At 64.5% G+C, this 19,769-nt stretch carries 25 protein-coding genes and 1 tRNA gene; 14 read left to right on the forward strand and 12 right to left on the reverse strand.

What is annotated here, in order from left to right:
* Positions 1–199 precede the first annotated feature (199 nt).
* Complete coding sequence (locus ACIA76_RS26180; protein WP_397155088.1) at positions 200–865, reverse strand: hypothetical protein; 666 nt, start codon at positions 863–865, stop codon at positions 200–202.
* A 204-nt stretch (positions 866–1,069) separates the two neighbouring features.
* On the opposite strand from ACIA76_RS26180, the gene ACIA76_RS26185 reads away from it, so the two are divergent.
* Positions 1,070–1,453, forward strand: coding sequence for a hypothetical protein (locus ACIA76_RS26185; protein ID WP_397155090.1), 384 nt, complete (start codon positions 1,070–1,072; stop codon positions 1,451–1,453).
* Between the two features lie 119 nt (positions 1,454–1,572).
* Here the strand turns inward: ACIA76_RS26185 and ACIA76_RS26190 are convergent, their stop codons facing one another.
* Positions 1,573–2,265 carry a histidine phosphatase family protein gene (locus ACIA76_RS26190; protein ID WP_397155092.1) on the reverse strand — a complete coding sequence of 231 codons (693 nt, stop codon included), beginning with the start codon at positions 2,263–2,265 and terminating at the stop codon, positions 1,573–1,575.
* A 68-nt stretch (positions 2,266–2,333) separates the two neighbouring features.
* Entirely contained in the window at positions 2,334–3,206 is an 873-nt protein-coding gene (locus tag ACIA76_RS26195; RefSeq protein WP_397155093.1) for an aldo/keto reductase family oxidoreductase, read from the reverse strand.
* 131 nt (positions 3,207–3,337) lie between these two features.
* Between ACIA76_RS26195 and ACIA76_RS26200 the strand changes: the two genes are divergently transcribed.
* On the forward strand, positions 3,338–3,781 hold the full coding sequence (locus ACIA76_RS26200; RefSeq protein ID WP_397155095.1) for a winged helix-turn-helix transcriptional regulator: 444 nt from the start codon (positions 3,338–3,340) through the stop codon (positions 3,779–3,781).
* 147 nt (positions 3,782–3,928) lie between these two features.
* Positions 3,929–4,015 (forward strand) — tRNA-Leu (locus ACIA76_RS26205).
* Here the strand turns inward: ACIA76_RS26205 and ACIA76_RS26210 are convergent.
* A complete protein-coding gene (locus ACIA76_RS26210) occupies positions 3,994–4,191 on the reverse strand; it encodes a hypothetical protein (RefSeq protein WP_397155097.1) in 198 nt (65 codons plus the stop codon). The genes ACIA76_RS26205 and ACIA76_RS26210 overlap by 22 nt on opposite strands.
* A gap of 99 nt (positions 4,192–4,290) precedes the next feature.
* On the opposite strand from ACIA76_RS26210, the gene ACIA76_RS26215 reads away from it, so the two are divergent.
* On the forward strand, positions 4,291–4,593 hold the full coding sequence (locus tag ACIA76_RS26215) for a hypothetical protein (protein ID WP_397155099.1): 303 nt from the start codon (positions 4,291–4,293) through the stop codon (positions 4,591–4,593).
* A gap of 23 nt (positions 4,594–4,616) precedes the next feature.
* Here the strand turns inward: ACIA76_RS26215 and ACIA76_RS26220 are convergent, their stop codons facing one another.
* From ACIA76_RS26220 to ACIA76_RS26235, 4 genes are all read right to left on the reverse strand, one after another.
* Positions 4,617–5,117: a nucleoside deaminase gene (locus ACIA76_RS26220; RefSeq protein WP_397155101.1), complete on the reverse strand. Its 501-nt coding sequence runs from the start codon at positions 5,115–5,117 to the stop codon at positions 4,617–4,619.
* A 243-nt stretch (positions 5,118–5,360) separates the two neighbouring features.
* A complete protein-coding gene (locus ACIA76_RS26225) occupies positions 5,361–5,609 on the reverse strand; it encodes a hypothetical protein (protein ID WP_397155103.1) in 249 nt (82 codons plus the stop codon).
* 163 nt (positions 5,610–5,772) lie between these two features.
* Positions 5,773–6,174: a hypothetical protein gene (locus ACIA76_RS26230; RefSeq protein ID WP_397155105.1), complete on the reverse strand. Its 402-nt coding sequence runs from the start codon at positions 6,172–6,174 to the stop codon at positions 5,773–5,775.
* A gap of 80 nt (positions 6,175–6,254) precedes the next feature.
* Positions 6,255–6,596, reverse strand: a complete 342-nt coding sequence (locus ACIA76_RS26235; protein ID WP_397155107.1) for a MerR family transcriptional regulator — start codon at positions 6,594–6,596, stop codon at positions 6,255–6,257.
* Positions 6,597–6,678: 82 nt separating this feature from the next.
* On the opposite strand from ACIA76_RS26235, the gene ACIA76_RS26240 reads away from it, so the two are divergent.
* Entirely contained in the window at positions 6,679–7,818 is a 1,140-nt protein-coding gene (locus ACIA76_RS26240) for an MFS transporter (RefSeq protein WP_397155653.1), read from the forward strand.
* A 317-nt stretch (positions 7,819–8,135) separates the two neighbouring features.
* Positions 8,136–9,257, forward strand: a complete 1,122-nt coding sequence (locus ACIA76_RS26245) for an FAD-dependent oxidoreductase (RefSeq protein ID WP_397155109.1) — start codon at positions 8,136–8,138, stop codon at positions 9,255–9,257.
* Between the two features lie 300 nt (positions 9,258–9,557).
* Here the strand turns inward: ACIA76_RS26245 and ACIA76_RS26250 are convergent, their stop codons facing one another.
* Positions 9,558–9,836: a hypothetical protein gene (locus tag ACIA76_RS26250; protein ID WP_397155110.1), complete on the reverse strand. Its 279-nt coding sequence runs from the start codon at positions 9,834–9,836 to the stop codon at positions 9,558–9,560.
* 118 nt (positions 9,837–9,954) lie between these two features.
* Complete coding sequence (gene lepB, locus ACIA76_RS26255; protein ID WP_397155111.1) at positions 9,955–10,749, reverse strand: signal peptidase I; 795 nt, start codon at positions 10,747–10,749, stop codon at positions 9,955–9,957.
* Positions 10,750–10,924: 175 nt separating this feature from the next.
* On the opposite strand from lepB, the gene ACIA76_RS26260 reads away from it, so the two are divergent.
* The 5 genes from ACIA76_RS26260 (at position 10,925) to ACIA76_RS26280 (ending at position 15,123) form a co-directional block, all read left to right on the forward strand.
* On the forward strand, positions 10,925–11,428 hold the full coding sequence (locus tag ACIA76_RS26260; RefSeq protein WP_397155113.1) for an AAA family ATPase: 504 nt from the start codon (positions 10,925–10,927) through the stop codon (positions 11,426–11,428).
* A gap of 25 nt (positions 11,429–11,453) precedes the next feature.
* A complete protein-coding gene (locus tag ACIA76_RS26265) occupies positions 11,454–11,717 on the forward strand; it encodes a TetR family transcriptional regulator C-terminal domain-containing protein (protein WP_397155655.1) in 264 nt (87 codons plus the stop codon).
* Positions 11,718–12,179: 462 nt separating this feature from the next.
* Positions 12,180–12,773, forward strand: coding sequence for a hypothetical protein (locus ACIA76_RS26270; protein WP_397155114.1), 594 nt, complete (start codon positions 12,180–12,182; stop codon positions 12,771–12,773).
* A gap of 174 nt (positions 12,774–12,947) precedes the next feature.
* A complete protein-coding gene (locus ACIA76_RS26275) occupies positions 12,948–14,207 on the forward strand; it encodes a glycosyltransferase family 87 protein (RefSeq protein ID WP_397155115.1) in 1,260 nt (419 codons plus the stop codon).
* A gap of 436 nt (positions 14,208–14,643) precedes the next feature.
* Entirely contained in the window at positions 14,644–15,123 is a 480-nt protein-coding gene (locus ACIA76_RS26280) for a YcxB family protein (protein ID WP_397155116.1), read from the forward strand.
* A 73-nt stretch (positions 15,124–15,196) separates the two neighbouring features.
* Here the strand turns inward: ACIA76_RS26280 and ACIA76_RS26285 are convergent, their stop codons facing one another.
* Complete coding sequence (locus ACIA76_RS26285) at positions 15,197–15,709, reverse strand: DinB family protein (protein WP_397155118.1); 513 nt, start codon at positions 15,707–15,709, stop codon at positions 15,197–15,199.
* Positions 15,710–15,820: 111 nt separating this feature from the next.
* Between ACIA76_RS26285 and ACIA76_RS26290 the strand changes: the two genes are divergently transcribed.
* Positions 15,821–16,234, forward strand: a complete 414-nt coding sequence (locus tag ACIA76_RS26290) for an SDR family oxidoreductase (protein ID WP_397155120.1) — start codon at positions 15,821–15,823, stop codon at positions 16,232–16,234.
* Between the two features lie 77 nt (positions 16,235–16,311).
* Here the strand turns inward: ACIA76_RS26290 and ACIA76_RS26295 are convergent, their stop codons facing one another.
* A complete protein-coding gene (locus ACIA76_RS26295) occupies positions 16,312–16,905 on the reverse strand; it encodes an EF-hand domain-containing protein (protein ID WP_397155122.1) in 594 nt (197 codons plus the stop codon).
* Positions 16,906–17,261: 356 nt separating this feature from the next.
* Here ACIA76_RS26295 and ACIA76_RS26300 point away from each other — a divergent pair, with 356 nt between their 5' ends.
* Entirely contained in the window at positions 17,262–18,065 is an 804-nt protein-coding gene (locus ACIA76_RS26300; protein ID WP_397155123.1) for a hypothetical protein, read from the forward strand.
* The gene (locus ACIA76_RS26305) at positions 18,062–19,768 is read left to right on the forward strand and encodes a non-ribosomal peptide synthetase (RefSeq protein ID WP_397155125.1); all 1,707 of its coding nucleotides are present in this window, start codon (positions 18,062–18,064) and stop codon (positions 19,766–19,768) included. Before ACIA76_RS26300 ends, ACIA76_RS26305 begins: the two co-directional genes overlap by 4 nt.
* Position 19,769: the final 1 nt, after the last annotated feature.

Raw genomic sequence — 19,769 nt, forward strand, 5'->3', positions numbered from 1 at the left:
TTTCGATCCTAGACAAATCGAATTATCGCAGCTCAGAGCACCTTTCGCCATTTCAGCGACCAGTTGTCACCAATTACAATGAATGGCCGAGGTTAGGTAGAGTTTGCCTGATGCAGCCGAGGTGGTCGGTTCAGTGACGGATTGGGCGTTCCCGCGCCATGTCGAGTATGTCGTTGCCGCCCGAGGGGTGTTCGTCGGGTCAGGTGGTGAGCGGATGGCGAACCCATACATTCGGTTCGACGTAGACGGCTTGGTTCTGGGCCACGTCGCAGTGCACGGGCGCCAGCGCGTGGGGGGCCATGACGGGGCCGGAGGTATCGAACGGCAGACCCGTCCAGCCGCGCCATTCGGCAAGGGTGCCGGGGATGACCAATGAGCGCGGTGCGATCCGATCGATCCGTCCACCCGCGCGTACGTGCACGCGTAGCCAGGTATCGAACGGCAGCCCGTCCGCGCGCACCTGGAAGGCGTACTCGGACATCGGTTGGCCGGGATCCTGTTTACCGTTCGGCCGCACCGGTGCGAACAACTCGCGGAATCCCAACCGGGACACGTTCTCTCGCAGTGCGGCCAGGATGCGACCGGACAAACCCTTACCCTGGTGATCCGGCCGGATCGCGATCTCGATCGCCGAGACCGCATTCGGTGTCCGCCCGTCGAGCCGGGTGCTGACGGCGCGGCGCACGACACCGTCCCAGCCGTCGTCGAAGGGCTCGTCCTCGCTCATCTGGAATGGTGCGGCGAATGCCTGCGCGATCAGCTCGCCCGACCCGTTCGAGACGAGGAGGACGTACTCCGGGAAGAGGTCGGCGGCCTGGCCGTAGAAGAGGGTGCGGAGGGGTTGTGGTGCATGATCTCGAGCCACGGGCTCGGCATCTCCCGGAGCTTGCCGACAGCGTCGAGACGCTGCGCGAGCGTCGAAATCTCGAGTTCCACACCGAGCCTCTCACTCTGTGAAAACGTCGAGTATTGCACCTTTCGGCGGTCGATCCGGACCCAGCAGGGCCACTGATAGCATTTCTACATGACTCGAAGCGGAGTAGTGAGAACGGACTCTCGGCTGGTCCGGATGGCTATTCGCAGTAGTGTCGCGGCAGGTGTCGCCACGATCGCCATCGCGGCGTCGGGAACGGCATCCGCGGTGACCGAGGACGTCCAGGCGATGGTTTCCGGGCAGAGCGTCACCATCAGCGCCTATTGCCCGGGTGACGCCAGTGCGCCCACGGCCTGGTATCACAACGGTGCACGGTTCGGCCACGAGAATTCGCCGCTGCAGGGGATGGTGCGGGACGGGGCGCGCTGGTCGACCACCTTCACCGATGTGCGGCCGGGCCATTGGTTCTCCCAGGCGGCCTGTAACTACAAGCCCGCGGCGGGCGGGACCGGTAGCTGGGATCCGCCACAACCGGCCGTAGCCGATACCGCAGACGGCCCCGCGTTCGATATCTCCTGAGGCCATCCCCATATCGCATAACCGGCACTATCGGATATTTGTGAGATCGTATGCGGCGTTCCTGGGGGCGGGCGTCCGATCCGCCCGCCCCGGTGAACAGGTCCGGTATCCGTGGCCGGTCAGGAGATGGGGGCGGGGGAATCTCCGGCGAGTAGTAACTGTGGGATCTGAGTGAATCTCCAGCCGTCGCCCTGGCGGGTGAGGACGTAGACCATGTCGAACCGTGCTCCGGGCCAGGAGTTCGGCGGAGCGGGATCGATGGCGCCCAGGTGGTCGAGGATGGCGCCGATACTTTCGTGCTGCCAGGCGATCAGGACCGGACCCTGGGCACCCGGCAGTGCCGCGACCAGGTCGGCCTCGCCGCCCTTGGTGAAACGGGTGTCCACCGACAAGGACAGGGCCTGCGCGAGAGGAGTCACCGTCTGTTGCGGCCGCTTACTTCCGTCGCCGCCGGGGTTGGAGGCGAAAATCGTTGCGGGCCTGGATAGTCCCGGCCGCAGCGGGGCGGGGGTGCCGTCGGCGGCTCGGGGGGCGAACAGTTCGACCAAGGCCCCGGCTCGGGTCCATCCACGGACCGTGAGGGACTCCTTATCCTTTTCCCCGTCCTCGGTGATCCCGTGCGGACTGCCCGACCCGGTCGGTTTCTCCGCGTGCCGAACGATCATCACCGTATCCGGCAGTGACCCCCTGCCGGCGGGGACCGGCGTGGGAGTCGCCGCGGCGTGCTTGGTCCCGCCACCGCACGCGGCCGCCCCGAAAGTCATCGCCCCCAGCATCGCGAACATCGCCCGTCGATCCAGCTCTACCTTCATGTGCCGACGGTACCGGTCGAACATGCCCGCCATGCTCACGATCCACTGCTCGGCACCTCGCCCGGCGGTTAGTGGCCGATCTTGTCCAGCTCGGCGAGCTCGGTGTCGGAGAGTGAGAGTCCCGCGCCGATGATGTTCTCGCGCAGGTGCGCTGTCGATGAGGTGCCGGGAATGAGCAGGATATTCGGCGACCGCTGCAGCAGCCAGGCCAGGGCGACCGACATCGGCGTCGACTTCGATCGGGAGGCTACGGTCGACAGCGCCGAAGACTGTAGGGGGCTGAAGCCGCCGAGCGGGAAGAAGGGCACGTAGGCGATGCCCTGTTCGGCGAGCGTGTCGATCAGCTCGTCGTCTTGGCGGTAGGCGAGGTTGTACACGTTCTGCACGCATACGATCGGGGCGATCGCCTGTGCTTGGGCGATCTGTTCGGCCGTCGCGTTGCTCACGCCGAGTTGTCGGATCAGGCCCTGGTTTTGGAGTTCGACGAGTGTCTCGAACGGTTCGGCGAGGGAGCCGGATTGGGTGCCCGCAGCATTGCCGAGCCGGAGGTTGACCAGGTCGAGCACGTCGAGGCCGAGGGTGTCGAGGTTCTCGTGGACGGCGCGGCGCAGGTCTTCGGGCCGTCGGGCCGGAGGCCAGCCGCCTTCTCGGTCCCGGGTCGCGCCGACCTTGGTCACGATGTGCAGCGATTCGGGGTATGGGTGCAGTGCCTCACGGATCAGCTGGTTGGTGATGTGCGGTCCGTAGGCGTCGCTGGTGTCGATGTGGGTGATTCCGAGGTCGACGGCCTCGCGGAGGACGGCGAGTGCGCTGTCGTGGTCGGCGGGCGGTCCCATGACCCCGGGGCCGGCGAGCTGCATGGCGCCGTAGCCGAACCGGGTGACGGTCAGGTCGCCCAGGGTTCGGGTGCCGCCGGGAAGCGAAGCGGAGAGCGTGCTCAAAACCTTTGCCTTCGTGTCGAACTGGATGGTGGTGCCTGATGGCTCCTTGCATCAGTATTGGTAGGTAACTTCCTGGCGGGAAGTACGCACTTCGAAGTGCGTAAGACACCTGCGGGTGAGAGGAGCGGTCGATGACAACGATGACGGCGGCCCAGAAGAGGGCACAGACCAAGGCGGCATACGACGCTTTCCTGGCGGCATGTCCCAGCCGCAAACTGCTCGACCGGATCTCCGACAAATGGGTCGCGCTCATCCTGGCCGCGCTCGGCAGCGACGGCTCGCATCAGCTGGGCGCCGAGTGTGCCGGTGAGCCCCGGTCGATGCGCTACTCGGAACTGTCCCGCCTGCTGGCCGGCGTCAGCCAGAAGATGCTCACCCAGACGCTGCGCTCTCTGGAGCGTGACGGTCTGATCACCCGCACCGTGACACCGACTGTGCCCGTGACGGTCTCCTACGAGCTGACCGATCTCGGTCTCTCACTGCACCAGATGATGCGCGGCCTCAAGACCTGGGCCGAGACGCATATGGACGATGTGCTCGCCCACCGCGCGACGTACGACACGCGCGTCGCATGAACCAGGAGCGGGTGGCGCTCGCGGTTCGGACAGGTTGCCGCCGGGCAGGCGCGGGCCGTCGCAGCGCTGTTTGTGGCCGAAACCACGTCACGACCAACCGATTTCGCCTCAGCGGCATAGTTGCGCTACGCTTGCCGAGTATCACCGGTCCGGGTGGCGGAATGGCAGACGCGCTAGCTTGAGGTGCTAGTGCCCGATAAGGGCGTAGGGGTTCAAGTCCCCTTCTGGACACCAGTATTAACCACGCACACGCTGACGGCCGCGATCTGTTCGTGCGGCCGGTAACGGATCTCCAGATTCAGCGCCACGTCGATCAGCTTCTCGGATTCGAGTGCCGAGAGCTGGCCTATTTGAGGCATCCGATCCAATTCGCTTTGGGCTGCGGCCTTTTCGGCTTGGGCGGTGTTCATCGCATCTACGAGCACGGCTGGATCTACGCCTGGTCGGCATCTCGCCGCGACCATGCCGCCCACGCCAGCCGTTCTCGGCGGAGGTGCCATCCTTGGGCAGTGAGCGAATATTTCTGGCCGGAAGATGAGGAATTAGGGATACGGGCACGTCGTGCATGGTCGGTGACCGTTGCCGCGTTGCCGATCGGCACTCGCGTGACAGGCACAGTCATCGGTCGGCAGCCGTTCGGAGTATTCATTCGTATCGACCAGGCGCCTGATGCAGTCGGCCTCATCCGGGCTACTGCAGTTCCCCCGGATGCGCAGCTTCCCCCCAGAGACGCGCCGATCGTTGGCGAGGTGCTCTGGCACACCGAACACAACTGGCAGGTGATCGTGAAACCCCCAGGATGCCAAGGCTGAACGAGTGACGCTACCATCGCTATTCACAGGCGTGCGAGCCCATCAGCCCAGGCGCGCATACCTGGCGGGCCGTCGCCAGCGGCGTATGCGGCGAACTGCTCCCGTGCTTCGCCTGATCGGATGCCGCCCCTGATCTCGCGTGGTTTGGCGAAGAATGGCAGCTCTTGCGGAGGAGACCACGACTCCACCAACGCGGCGGCGCCGTCGTTCGGCGACGGGAGCGCGAACCACACCCTGCGGATGCCCAACGTGATAGCCGCACCCATACACATCAGGCAGGGCTCGAGATTCACCGCGAGCGTGAGAGTTCCGGCCGGGCGAGTGAACCCCAACGCCTCGTCGGCCTGCTGCATTGCGAGAAGATCGGCATGCACAATCCGTCGGCCTAACGCCTTCTCCTGGGTGTGAGCGCGTCCGAGGACCCGCTCGTCATCGAACACGACCGCACCGATCGACATCTCACCTGCAGACAGTCCCTCGCCAGCGACCGACAATGCCAGTCCCACAGCGTCATACGGCTCCATCACGACTCCAGTGCTGCCAGCGGGGAAGCCTGCCAACAGGCGCCGCGGTCGAGAGCGACAGCCACACGTTCGGCCTCGACCCACACGGCGTCGGCTTCTGCCTGGTCGCTGCGCGGATCGGAATACGGACCTGCCGTCGCAGATGCGCTTCGAGCGGCTCCGGGATGTCGCCGAGTGGACTTGCCCACGCGTCGATGATCGTGAGAGCGGTCACCTCGTCGATGGCCCGATAGGTCTCGGGAGTTATGCGGGCGCTCCACCATTGGCCATGTCGCGGCCAGTCATAGACGCTCCACCGTCGTAGGTGTCCAGAAACTGTGGGTGAGCGATCAAGGCGGCCAGCACCTTTCGATCATCGGGTGCATCGGACGCCAGCCAAAAGCGTTTGGTGTCGGCCCAGCGGTAACCATGGTCGAAACATCTCTCGGGGTCGTAGTCCCGGAAGTTTGCACAGTCGCTATCCAGGTGCGCGAGGATGGATACCGGTTCCATGTCAGTCATCGTATGGCCGTCGCCTCTGGCCGGACGGACAGCGCGATACGCGGCTATCAGCGCACTCGCTCCGAATGAAGTCAGCATGATAGGTGCGATTCAAAACGCCTTACGCTGATGACAGGACGTTCGCGTATGCGCCCGCCCTGTCCCCGGTCGCGCGCTACGGCTTGGCGTCCATCGCCCACCGGAGGCTGATGTCCGGCTTGGTCTGAAGCCACAGTGTTTTGGCGGCAGTGTGATCAGTGAAGTCGATCCGAAGCCGCTCGCGACCGGAGCGCTTGTCGACCGCTACTGTTCGCACACTGGCGAGTTCGAGATCAGCGAGCGGGTCATCGCCTACCCCGATGATCAGGTGCACTTGATCGTGGTCGGGGTGGATCTCCATCTCCGCCCACGTATTCTTGCGCTGCAATCGAAAGATGGCAGTCGTGCAGGGCCACAACTGTTCCTCGTACGCCGCGTCGCTGTACGGTTCTGACAGCTCCTCTATGTGCGGCCATCGCGGCTCTGTCTCGAACAACCAGATGAGATCGGTGAGGTCTGGTGGTGGATCCATGGTCACGAGCGAAGAATCGTATCGCCTGTGTCCGGCCCCACCCCACTCAGCGGCAAAGTAGTTTGTTCTGTGAGGAGCTTGTCGGGTCACCGAACGGGGTTGTCCAGCAGTTGGTCGAGAATCGTTCGTGCCGAGCTGATTCGATCAATATCGGCGGTCATGCGCCGACGCTCGTGCATGAGACGTTCTCGGCAGCCGTCGAGCAACGGAGAGCCGCTCGAGTTGCAAGTGAGAATCTCCGTGATGATATCCATGCCCAGACCAGCGGACAGCAGGGTCTGGATGTGGTCGACGGCTCGAACGGCGGCGTCATCGAAGATTCGGTATCCCGCAGGCGTCCGGTCCGCCTGGAGCGCACCCTTGCCCTGGTAGTAACGCAGCGCACGGACACTGACACCGGTCCGATTCGACAGCTCACCGATCCTCATCGACCTCTCCTGCGCATCGCTGCTTGACTCTCACACCAGTGTGAGACTTTAGCGTAGCGAGATGCTTCGAACAGCAATCTTGATGTCCTGCATATTCAGCATCACTACCGGTGAGTTCGTGGTGGCGGGGATCCTTCCCGAGGTGGCCGGAAGTCTCGGAGTTCCGTTAGGGACTGCGGGTTTGGTCGTGACGGCATACGCGGTCGGCATGATCGTCGGAGGCCCGATTCTCACCGCTATGACCGCAGGCATCGACCGGAAGCGGTTGATGCTGACCCTGCTCGCAATCGCCGCGATCGGCAACGTGCTCTCCGGGCTCGCCCCCGGGTTGGTACCGCTGCTGGGTGCGCGCGTCGCGACGGCACTGGTGACCTCGACGTTCTTTGCGCAAGCCATAGTGGTCGCAGTCCACTCGGCACCACCCGGACGGTCGGCCACTACCGTTGCCCGGCTGGCGTTCGGAATGAACCTGGCCATGATCGTCGGCGCACCCATCGGCACGGCAATCGGTGGCCAATGGGGCTGGCGGGCAGCGTTTCTGACCGTCGGCCTCGCGTGTCTGGTCTGCCTCGTACTGGTGGCCGGGCTGATCACGTCACCGCCTGAGGAACCGCGTAGATCGGCGGTGGCCGAACTGCGCGTAATCAGGCGACGACCAGTGTTGGTAGCGCTTGCCATCACCGCGATCGGTAACGTCGGCGTGCTGATGGTTTTCTCCTATATTGCCCCCCTTCTCACAGATATTGCGGGGCATCCCAGCGCACGCCTGCCGATACTGCTGGTCGGCTACGGAATAGGAGCCACGGTCGGCAATCTCGTTGGTGGCGCGCTGTATGACAGGAACCCCCGCACATCTCAATCCGTACTGCTGGGCCTTCTCGCTGTCGCCCTCGCGGGGGGCTGGCTGACAGCTCGCTCGCCGCTGCCGGCCGCACTGGCGGCTGTGGTGATCGGCGGGCTCGGTTTCGCGATCATCCCCGGTATGCAGGCGCGAGTGATCAGCGCTGCCTCCGAGGCACCTACGCTGTCCATGGCAGTCAACGCATCCGCCTACCAGGTCGCCGCGGCTTGCGCGGGTCTGCTCGGTGGATTCATCACCGACTCCGGTGCCGGGCTACGCCTCATCTACCTCGCCGCTTCCGCGCTCACCAGCTTCGGGCTACTCCTCAGCCTGACAAGCACGCCCGCACGGCAGACCGACCACGACGTATTGATCCCCTGAATCACAGTCGCCACCAACTTTCGGACCGTCGGCGAGGACGCAGAACACGCACTGAATTCGGCCGAATCGGACGTTCGCAAGGTCGACTGTGGGTCATAAGCTGTGCTCGATCGAACGTCCGCGCAGCGGCTACAGATCACTCGAGGTGACCTGTCGTCAGCGTGCTGAACTTCTCGATGCAGAGCGCCTTACGCTCGGCTACGCGACATACTCCGACGACCAATGGGCACAGGTTGTTTCGGATGTATCTCGATGCACGGGCATGATGCAAGCCGGGTGCAAGGACGGTGCAATCATCGGCGAGCACCCTCGTTCCTATGACCACTCCAGTAACGATCATCGGCGCCGGACTCGGTGGACTCACCCTCGCCCGCGTGCTGTACGTGCACGGCATCCCGTCCACGGTCTACGAGGCGGAATCGTCCCCGTCGGCGCGCACGCAGGGCGGGCTGCTCGACATCCGCGACTACAACGGCCAGCCCGCGCTGGAGACGGCGGGCCTGACCGAGGAGTTCCGCAAGCTCATCCTGGAGGGACGTCAGGCGATTCGACTCCTGGACCGAAACGGAAACCTCCTGCGAGACATGCCCGACGACGGCACCGGCGCCGAACCCGAGGTGCAGCGCGGCGAACTGCGGCAGATGCTGCTCGACTCGCTCCCGGCCGGCACCGTCCGGTGGAGCCACAAAGTCACCGGCGTTCGCGGCCTGGGCGACGGTCGCCACGAGGTGGCCTTCGCCAACGGCATCACCGCCACCACAAGCCTGCTGATCGGCGCGGACGGCGCCTGGTCCCGGGTCCGGCCGCTACTGTCCGGCGCGACACCCGAGTACACCGGCTTCTCGTTCATCGAGACCTACCTTTTCGACGCCGACACCCGGCACCCTGCCAGCGCGGAAACCGTTGGCGGCGGAGCGATGATGGTGCTGGAACCGGGTAAAGGGATCCTGGCCCACCGGGAGCGCGGCGGAAACCTCCACACCTGGGTGATGCTCGCCAGACCGCAGGATTGGTTCGCCGGTATCGACTTCACCGATTCCGCCGCGGCCACCGCACAGATCGTGCAGGAGTTCAGTGGCTGGGCGCCGCAGCTCACCGCTCTGGTCACCGGCGGGGAGACCACGCCGGTCCTGCGCACCATCTACACCCTGCCCGTCGAGCACAACCGGTGGGACCGGATACCGGGGGTGACCCTGCTCGGGGATGCCGCACACCTCGCGGCCCCCAACGGCGAAGGCGCCAACCTGGCCCTGTACGACGGCGCGGAACTGGGCAAGGCCATCGCCGCACACCCCGGCGACATCGAAACCGCCCTGACCGAATACGAGCAGGCCATGTTCGTGCGCAGCGCCGCGGCCAACGCCGACGCCGACGATCTTCACGACATGCTGGGCGAGGACACACCCCACCACCTGATCAACGCCGTCGCAGGCGGCTGATCTGATCTTCAAACTGTTTGGCGTGGTCAGCGGATGGCCAGAACTCCGGGCCCGGCGGGCCCAACCATGCTCAGCACCCTGATTTCCGCAGGCCCGCGCTGGCCGTTCCGCTCCGCGCGGGTCTCGGCAGTAGAGGATGTTCAGCCGAGCCTCGAGCGCGTTGTGTGAACGCGACTTCGCCATCCAGCCAGTGGATTGAATGTCAGGCCAGCACTATTCGGCTACCGCGCATTGGAAGGCGCTGTCGGCCAACCAATCGGGGCGATCGACCAACGCCCGCACCAGCGGCAGTGGAGTGCCTCAGCTGTCTGTAGGACGCTGGTGGCCGCATTCGAGTTCGGTACCGGACCGATCGCGAACCGCGACCTCGTGGCTGGAGGCCGGCCAGACCGTGACGCCCTTGTCGTGCCACACCACATCGAACTCCGCACCGAGGTTCGCCTGTTCGGCGAAGTCGCTTTCGTTGTACTCGATGGTGAACGCATCTCCCGGGCGCAGCCAGTAATCCCGGGCCCAAGGCTCGACCCAGACGATGAACGGCTTATCGGAGTCCGAATTGGTGAACATGATCTTGGGCATGACCGCAGCGTATGACGACGGCGTCAGCAGCGCCTGGAGACCGGTTACAACAGACACACTCTGCGCGGCAACGGCTTCCACTGGGCCGACCGCCCGACCAGCGGCTAGTTATCGCGTGCTAGTGAATCGGTCCGATCCGGTTCGGCGGCCAGATCCTGAACACCGCTTTGCCTCGAATGTTGCTGATCGGAACAGCGCCGGAGTACTGGTCGTCGATATGCCCTCGCGAATCGAGGGATTCGTTGCGGTTGTCTCCCATCGCCCAGATGAATCCCTCGGGGATGCGGACCGGTCCGAACTCCCGACCGGCCGGGTTGACCGATAGCCCGTCCGCGGTCTTGACCGCGAAGGGCAGGCCGGGCTGGTACGGGAACGTGTAATGGCCGTAGTGCTCGTTCGCCCGCTTGCCGTCGATCTCGATATTTCCCTGAGCGTCACAGCACTGCACGGTCTGACCGCCGACGGCGATCACTCGCTTGACGAGGTCGTTTTCGTCGGGGGCGGCGAGTCCGAAGATCGAGAAGAAGTTCTCGATGCCACCGATGATCGCGTTCCGGGATCGGGTGGAATGCCAGTCCCGGTCCCAGGAGCTGGTCGGTGCCTTGAAGACTACGACGTCTCCCTGCTGCGGGCTGCCGAAGTCGTAGCTCAGTCTCTCCACATAGATTCGGTCACCAGTGCAGCCCGCACAGCCGTGCAGGGTCGGCTCCATCGACTGGGACGGAATCACATACGGGCGACCGAGGAAGTTCACCACCAGCGCGGCGATCACCGCCGCGGTGACGACGAGCAGCGGCAACTCCTGCCAGAACGGGCGTTGATCGCGCTTCCTGCGGGACCTTCTCCGTACGCCTCCCTCCTCGTGTCCGTCATCCGTCCCGGAGATCGTCACCGCATCGCGTTCGTCCGTCACACCGAACAGGTTATCGAAACCGGGCGAGATCCCTTGTGGCTGCGGAGAATTGAACTGCGCACACCAATACCGCCGAGCACACACTCGTCGGCATGATCGGGTGTTTGCGAGATCGAGTGTTGGACAACGGCTGCGGCGGTCGGGTAGCCGGTGGCAGCGCCCGTAGGATGTGGGCGTGACGGTGATCTTGGTGACAGGCATGTCCGGCACGGGGAAGTCCTCGACTCTGAATCTGTTGGCAGGGCGGGGATATCGAGTGGTCGACACCGATTTCGGCGGGTGGATCGAACAGGTGCCGCTGCCCGATGGTGCCGGTATCGAGCCGCAGTGGAACGAGGAGCGGATCGAGGCGTTGATCAGCGAGCATGAGCAGTCGGGTGAACCGCTGTTCATCGCCGGTGCGGTGTGGAACCAATACAAGTTCTATCCGCGGCTCGACCAGGTGGTTTTGCTCAGTGCGCCGTTGGATGTGTTGCTCGAGCGCATCGCGGTTCGTGAGACCAACCCGTTCGGCAAAACCGAGGAAGAGCGTGGCCGCATCGTCGCGGACGTGGCCGAGATCGAGCCATTGCTGCGGTCGGCGGCGACTGTGGAGATCGACACTCGCAAGCCGCTGGCCGATATCGTGGACCATCTGGCTGAGCTTGCCGGTCCGCCCGCTTCACTTGGCCGACCATAGGTCCGACCAGCTGAGGTGATCGGACATCGGGTATTCCAGAGACAGAGCCGCGCGGAATCCGGACATGTCGTCCCGCCTGTCCGCCGGTTCCGATCGGCTCGCGACCGCGATCGCTGCGGCCCTCCACTCGAGCACGACCCGCCACTCCCGCGAGGATGCGCTGCGCGATGCGCGCGGACTGCTGCCCCTCGTCGAGGGCCTTCTGCTGCAACTGGCACGCCGCGACATCGACCCCAACGAAGCCCCCATGGCGATCACCCGCTTCGTCGCACTCACCTTCAACCGGTGAAGCCCACGCCACCAACTCGAGCCAAGGACCCGAAACCTTGCCCCGGGTACTGTCCGAGACAACCGCTCATCGGCATAGAGCGGATGTTCTGCGTCGCAGCGCATCTCACTGGTCGAGCGCGCGGGTCGCGGCATTATCGACACTCGGGGGTCACGTGTGATTTCGACGGATTCGTGATGACGCGCAGGGGTACGCATGCTCGTACGGGATCGGTGGGATCGGTCCTGTCGAGTCGGACCGGCGATTGCTCCGGATCCAGTGCAGGATAGGCTGCGGCGGTAGCCACGAAGTGGTTGTGTTTCGGATCTGCAGGGGGGTCAGAGCGTCATGTCGTGCCGCCGAATGGTTTTCGCGGGATTGCTGGTGGGGGCGACGGTGGTTGCTGCGGGGTGTGCCAACAGTCAGGAAGCGGCGACGGCGACCAGTGCCGCTGCTCCGACCACCACAGTCGCGCCGCGGCCGATGACCGAGTATCTCGTGAGTACCGTCGAGACGCCGGAGATCACCTACGTGCTGCCTCCGGCGGCCGATGCCGTCGCGCTCGGTACCGTAGGCGTCGCCTCGGGCCGGAATACGCCGGAGTGCGCGGCGCGCAACGCGGCTATTCCGATCGTCGCAGCCGATCCGCTGGCGGCCGCGCTGGCCCGGGTCGAGACCGCCGACGGCAAGCCCCGCTTCGACGTAGAGATCGCGGTCTTGAACCGCGCCGTTGACGTCGACACGCTGGCCTCGACCATGCGGGCGTGCCCGAGCGTGAACATCTCGGTGCGCAATCGTGATGGGTCGGAACAGGCCATCGACTGGGAAGTGCCGGTGATCAAGGACATCGCGGGGGTGGGTTCGGTGCGGGAGATGTCCTACATCCGGGAACTGGGCAACAGGAGCAGCGGCAGTGCGACCGCCGCCGCCGTCGCACGTTTCGTGACAGTTGGCAATCGCACGGTGGTCGAATACATCAACGGCAACCTTTTCTCCTATCGACCCGAATTGCCCACCGAGAGCATTGCTTTCGGGGATCGGTTACTGGCCGCGCAGGTGGCCAAGCTGAAACGCTGACCTGCAGGTGGTCGTTCGCAGCATTTCGAACACCCTCGTCTCGGCAGATGCGGACGTTCCGGAGACGTTGGCGGCCAACCGGTTTGGCGGCCGCCCAACGCGCGCATGCGACAATATCGGACGTTCGTTGATCATCGAGGTGAGTTGGTGCGCACGGCTGTGTACGGTTCGGCTGTGGAGCTTCTCACGCGAATCTCATCTGGCCGGTTCTTCACCGTGCAGTCACTGACCTGCAGTCAGGTGGTACGGCTGGTTGCGTGGCCGCTCGCCGTGATCACCGCGCTGGATGTCGTGTTCGTTCGCGCGGTTCACGGGGACATCACCGACGACTTCAAACCCGTTCACGCCGCGGCCGACGCGTTCCTGCACCACAGGCCGGTCTACACCGAGCAGTTGGACTGGGTGGATCCGCACTATCTGTATTCCCCGGGGGCCACGCTGCTGTTGTCGCCGCTGGGCCTGCTTCAAGAGCACACTGCACGATACGTTTTCATCTTTATCAACGCTCTCGCACTGGTCGGGGCCACTGCCTTGTTGCTTCGCCTGTTCGGGTACTCCTTGCGGTCTGTGGCAGCGCCGATCTGCTACTTCGTGGTCTTCGCATCCGAATCCACGGTCAACACACTGACTTTCGGAAACATCAACGGACTGACATTCCTGGCCGAAGTCGCATCCTTGCACCTGTTGTTGAAGCGGCGAGATGTGGCAGCGGGTATCGTTCTCGGGCTGACGATCACGGTCAAGCCGACGTTGGCCCCGCTGCTGTTGATTGCTGCCGCTCGAAGGCAGTGGGCGACAATCGCTGCAGCGGCCGTAGTGCCACTGGCTGTTACGGCAGTGGCGTGGCCGTTGTCGGCCGACCCGGTCGCGTACTTCCGTCGAACCCTGCCCTACAGTGCGCAGGCACGGGACTACTTCAACTCCTCCATTGCTGGAAACGCGCTCTATTACGGGATCCCCTCGTGGATGTCGCTGCTGATCCGAGCGTTGTTCGCGGCTGTTGTCGCGGTCTCGCTGTGGCTGCTCTATCGGTATTACCGGCGAGACGAGCTGTTCTTCGTCGCCACCACCACCGGAGTGCTGATGACCGCCGAGTTCCTGCTCAGCACCCTTGGACAGCAGTACTACTCGATGTTCATCTTCCCCCTGCTGCTGACGATCGTGCTCAGCAACTCCGTGGTCCGGAACTGGCCCGCATGGCTGGCCATCTTCGGATTCATAACCTACGACAAATGGCTACTCGACCACTGGCCCGCACTGGGCCGCGACCTCGAATACCTGCGGATCACATTCGGCTGGTCACTGCTGCTCATCGTCGTGTGCTACGTGCTCACAGACCGATATCTCACGACCCGGCGCAACGACCGGCTTCCCGATCTCGATCCTCCTGAGCTGGCGCCGGGCTACCCACCCGCTGACGCCATACTCCAGTGAAACCAACGGCTGCGCACCGACCGGAACCGGACTGTCCCGCAACGTAACTGATCAAAGCTCGGCGCTCGCCCGTCTTATCGAGGCCGTTGCGGCGACGTCGACCGATCAGGCTGCTTACTCGCACGGTGAGGCACAGCTCTTCTGTCCAACGGCCCCTCATCAGCTATATCGGACGTTCGTGAGATCCGTTGGCCGCCAACGGTTACGGCTCGGTCGAAGGACCGGAACGCGGCTGCTCGCTTGCCTCAGCCATGCTCGGTGAGCAGGTGGGGCCGCGCGTCCTATCCCTGGACATGAACTGATGTTCAGGTTTTAGTGTGAGGTCCGTGATCGAATCCGAAACGTCCGCGACGACCGGCGGGCGGTGTGGGTAGGAGAGCGGCGGCAGTTGTCCGCTATTTCCGTTTGATGCATTTTCGTGGTCTAGGATGCCGCGGTGCAGATCTCGATGTGGGTCCCCTATGACAAGAAACGACGGCGGCGCGGGGTGAAGTTCGTGCTGCGTTCGCAGCTGAACTCCCTCTACATCGGGGGCGTGGGTCTGGTGGTGCTCGGTCTTGTGTTTCTCGCGCAAGGGTTTTCGGAGCTGATGGGCTACTTCTTGCTGGGGCTCGGCGTGTTCTGGGTGGTGGCCATGCCGCCGATCACCGTCGCTCAAACGATCCGGAAGCAGTCCGGCCTCGCCAAGGACGGGGTCCACGTGACCCTCGACGATGAGGGAGTCACCACCATCCACCCGCTCGTCGAGTCCCGGATTCGATGGGCCGCGCTGAGTCACACCGTCGAAACCTCGGAGGTGTGGTATCTCGTGCTCAGCAAACTGTCGGCTCTCTCCATCCCGAAAGCCCTCATGACCGCGGACCAGCAAACCGAATTCGCCGCGTTCCTCGCAGAACACCGAACGGGCCGATCGTAGGTAGCGGATCGAGTCTGGTCGCCGACCCGTAAGCGGTATAGATGTTGGCGGACCGTGTGTTTGGTGTTCGGCTCTATGTGTCGGTCTGGCCGTCGATCCGCTCCCGGATGAGGTCGGCGTGCCCGTTGTGACGGGCGTATTCCTGGATCATGTGTGTGAGGATCCAGCGCAGGCTGTAGCGGTCGCCGGTCGGCTGATATACACGGGAGGTGTCGAGCGATTCGCAGGCATCGACGATCTCGCGGGATCGGGCACATGCGCTGTGCCACAACCGGAGTGATTCGTCCACGTCAGCGTCGTCGACGTCGAAGTCGCGGCCGTCCGGGGTATCGTCGTGCCAATAGTGGAACGGGGTATCCCCGCCGGACAGGATGCGGTCGAACCAGCCTTGCTCGACGTCGGTCAGGTGGCGGACGAGTCCGATCAGCGACAACTTCGACGGTTCCACGGCCCGCAGGCGAAGCTGGTCGGCGGTGAGTCCGGAACACTTGCGGGCCAGTGTTTTTCGATGGAATTCCAGGATGTTGGTGAGTGTCTCGCGTTCTCCGGCAGTGTGTTGTGTTTCGGTCTGTTGCGTCGATTCCACTCGTTCATGATGCCGGGTGTGGGCGAGTGCTGATGAACGTCGGCACGCAACTCGGACGTTCGTGAGAGCGGTTGGCCGCGAACGGTTACGGCTCAGTCGAACGAACGGATCGTGCAGGCGTGTCTGGACGGGAAAGAGGCCGCCGCTGTCGCCTATCTCGACGCCGACCCATCCGGTGGTGGCGTGGCCGGTGGCTATGGGATCGCCAAGCGTGCGTTGAATCGCTGGGTGCGCGAGGTCGCCCCGACCGCTGAGTGGGCCGGTTCCGGTATTGCTCTCAATGTCGTTGCCTCGGGTGTCGTCGACACGCCCGCGGCGGCCTGGATCTTCGCCGACGATGAGGTGCGTAGGGCGGTCGAAACCGCTGCGCCGCAACCGTTCGGTGGTTTCCCGGGGCGGCCGGAATGGGTCGCTGAGCTGATCTGCTGGCTGGCCAGCGCGGACAACCGTTTCGTGACCGGTCAGGTCATCTTCGCTGACGGAGGTTCGGAAGCGGCGGCACTCGGTGATTGCCATTGGCGGTAGTGGACACACAGCAGTTCGGCCGCCGCGGGTCTCCATGATCCACGCTGTCTCGCCCCTCGTACACGGTCTGTAATCGATCAGTCGAGTGGGCCCAAGAGCCAGTTTCCTGGTGCGTTCTCGTCATCGCTGAGATAGAACTCGACGATGGCGGTGCGGAATTCGTCGTAGCTGATCGCATTGTCTCCGTCGCGGTCGAGCCGCCTGAACGCGTCGCTGGAGTGGGCTGGGTCGATGCCGAGGCCCTTGTACATCTGCACGTACTCGTCGAAGCTGAGCGAACCGTCGCCGGTGGTGTCCACTATGCCCATGAAGGCATCGGCGATGGTCAACACCGCGCCCTCGAAGTTCTCCGGTGCCGTGACACTCGAGTGCATGACTTGAATGAACTCATCGCGTTCCAGCCTGCCGTCGCCGTCGGCATCGCCCGCGGCAAGGAGCAGGCCCCACCATTTGTCGAACGCACCGCGCAACGCCTGTGCCTTCTGCGGGGCTTCGCCGCCGGGCAGCGCGATGAACAGCGTGGCCATCTGCTGGAGATCATCCTCGGAGACGTAGCCGTCCCGACCTTGATCGAACCAGTCGAAGAGAATGGTGAACTTCCGATTCTTCGCACTATCCGCCATGGGACTGTCCTTTCCAGGGACCGAGTCGTCTCGGCCGCGGATCAGCAAGATGTAGCACTGGAATTCGAGGTGAACAGCCTCCATTGTCGACCGAATGCCCTGCACAGGTGGCAGTTTCGCGAGTCGTGCCAGTTCGGATGGTTATGCGATACCGATCGGTCGGGTCTATTGTGACGCAGTGCGAGGGTAAGTCCGCCAGTCTTGCACCGCGCATCGCGTGAACTCCCGCTGTCCTCGGATCCGCGCTCGAGCTCGGGAAATGATCGAGAAGTGATCTTGCCGTCTGCGCGGGCGAGTCTTTCATGATCCAAACATTATGGCGACAGTTTCATCCGAAACTAATGTGATCGGCGGCAAGCTCCGTGAATCCTCGCAGAGAGGCGATGGTTTTGGAATCGTTGGTGATGCGTAGTCGATCCGGGGTGCCGCCGGGGTGGCGGCAACTCAGTGTCGGTGAGGGTGAATCCGTAGTGCTGGCAGTGGATTTCGAGCAGACCAGCAGGGTGGAGGCGGGGTTTCGGGATCTCATCGCGAGGTTTCCCGAGCCGTTGACGGTGTGGCAGGCGGTCCAGCCTCCGAGCGGGTCGTCGGCCGAGGACTACATCGCCTGGTGGAGTACGGAACTCGACTCCGAGGACGCGAATGTCGTTGCCGTCATGGGGTATTGCGCGGGGAGTGTGTTCGCGTCGGCGGTGGCCGATGAGATCGAGCGGCGGCGCGGGCTGCGGCCGCTGACCGTCGTCTTCAATCCTGGTCGGCCGAGCAAGGATTCGGTGGATCGTGACTTTCGCGCGATCATCGGATCGCTGTCGCCGCTGTCGGCCGACGAGCGTGCCGAGGTCATCGACACGGCGAATGACATTCTCCGGCGATGGGATCGAGATCCGGGTACGACGATCGACCGGTTGCTGGCGCTGTATCGCGCGCAGACCGGGATAGCCTTCGAGAGGGCGGGTGTGGCGGCGGATGTCGGGCAGGAGCTGGTCGATGTATTCCGTTCCTACACCGCGTATCTGCGTGCCGCACACCAGATCACGCCGCGTTCGTCCTGGTCGGTGGCGACGGCGGTGTGTTCGATCGAGGGCGACGGTGAGCCGGGCTTTGCCGAGTGGACGATTCCGATCGCGACGAGCAGACAGGATCTGCTGCGGTCCGAAACGGTCGCACGGACGGTATTCGAGCTGCTGGCGGGGGTGTCGAGGCGATGACCGGATCCGCACCGGTGACCCCGAATCGGGTCACCGTCGCCGAACTGTTCCAACAGCAGGTGGCGCGGTCGCCCGAGGCAACAGCCGTCGTACACAAGGGAATTCAGCTCAGCTACGGTGCGCTCGACGAGCGTTCGGCGCGGCTCGCGGACCGGCTGCGCGCGCACGGGGTGCGACGCGGAGGGCTGGTGGCGGTGCTCCTGGACTCCTCGATCGATCTGGTCGTCGCGCTGCTGGCGGTCCTTCGATCCGGCGCCGGATACATACCGCTGAGCGTTCGTGATCCGCTCCCGCGGATCGAATCGATCCTGCGCGACGCCGGGGCCGGATTCGTCCTCACCGACGATCGTTCGCCGGACGCGGGTCCGGCGCGGCTCATCCGCATCGGTGACGAGGACGAAAGCCGCAGCAGCACAACGGAAACGATGCCCGCACCGCATGACATCGCCTATGTCATCTTCACCTCCGGCTCGACAGGCCGGCCCAAGGGTGTCGTCATCGAGCACGCCGCGCTCGCCACCTATCTGACGCGGGCGGCCGAAACCTATCCCGGCCTCACCGGGCGGGTGACGTTGCATACCTCGCCCTCCTTCGACCTCGCGGTGACCAGCGTCTTCGGACCGCTCGTCACCGGCGGCACGGTCGAGATCACGACACTGGACACCGCGGATACGAGCGGACCGGGACCGTCCTTGCTGAAGGGCACGCCCGCTCATGTGACGTTGCTGCGCACCGAATTCCCGCACTGCTCGCCCACCGCGGACCTCCTCGTCGGCGGCGAGGCGCTGCTGTCGTCGGCGCTGGACGCCTGGCGGCGCGACAACCCCGGGGTCACGGTCTACAACGAATACGGCCCGACCGAGGCGACGGTCGGCTGCTGCCTGCATCGGATACCGCCGGGCGCCCCGCTCGAACCCGGTGCGGTGCCGATCGGCCGCGCTTTCGACGGCACCGCACTGCGGCTGCTCGATCCCAAGCTCGGGCCGGTCGCCCTCGGCGAGTTGTACATCGCCGGTGCGCAACTCGCGCGCGGCTATCTCGATATGCCGGGCCGCACGGCACTGGCCTTCGTGGCCGATCCGTTCGGGCCGCCGGGAACACGGATGTACCGCACCGGCGATCGGGTGCGCCGTCGCGACGACGACCTGCTCGAATTCGTGGAACGCATCGACGATCAGGTCAAGATCAACGGGATTCGGGTCGAACCGGGTGAGGTCGCCGACGCGCTCGCCCGGGCCGACGATGTCGCGGCGGTCGCCGTCACCGCGAGTTCGCGGGGCGGTGCGCGCCGGTTGATCGCCTATGCGGTGCCCGCGGCGGGCGCGGCCCTCGATGCCACCGCGTTGCGCGCCTATCTCGTGGACCGCGTGCCGAGTCATCTGGTGCCCGCATCGATCGTCGTGGTGGATGCGCTGCCGTTGAACGCCAACGGCAAGGTCGACTTTCCGGCCCTGCCCGTACCCGCGCACGATCGCGCCGAATCCGAGACCGACGCGCGCACAGCGCCGGAAACGGTGCTGTCCGGGCTGATCGCCGAACTCGTCGGTGTCGAGGTCATCGGCCTCGACGACGATTTCTTCGCACTCGGCGCCACCAGCCTCGACGCCGCGCGGCTGGTCACCCGCGCGCGGCGCGGCGGGCTCACGTTCACCCTCACCGACGTTCTCGACAAACGAACCGTGCGCCGACTGCTCGGGCCGTAAC

The organism is Nocardia sp. NPDC051570 (genome assembly GCF_044454005.1).
GTDB lineage: Bacteria > Actinomycetota > Actinomycetes > Mycobacteriales > Mycobacteriaceae > Nocardia.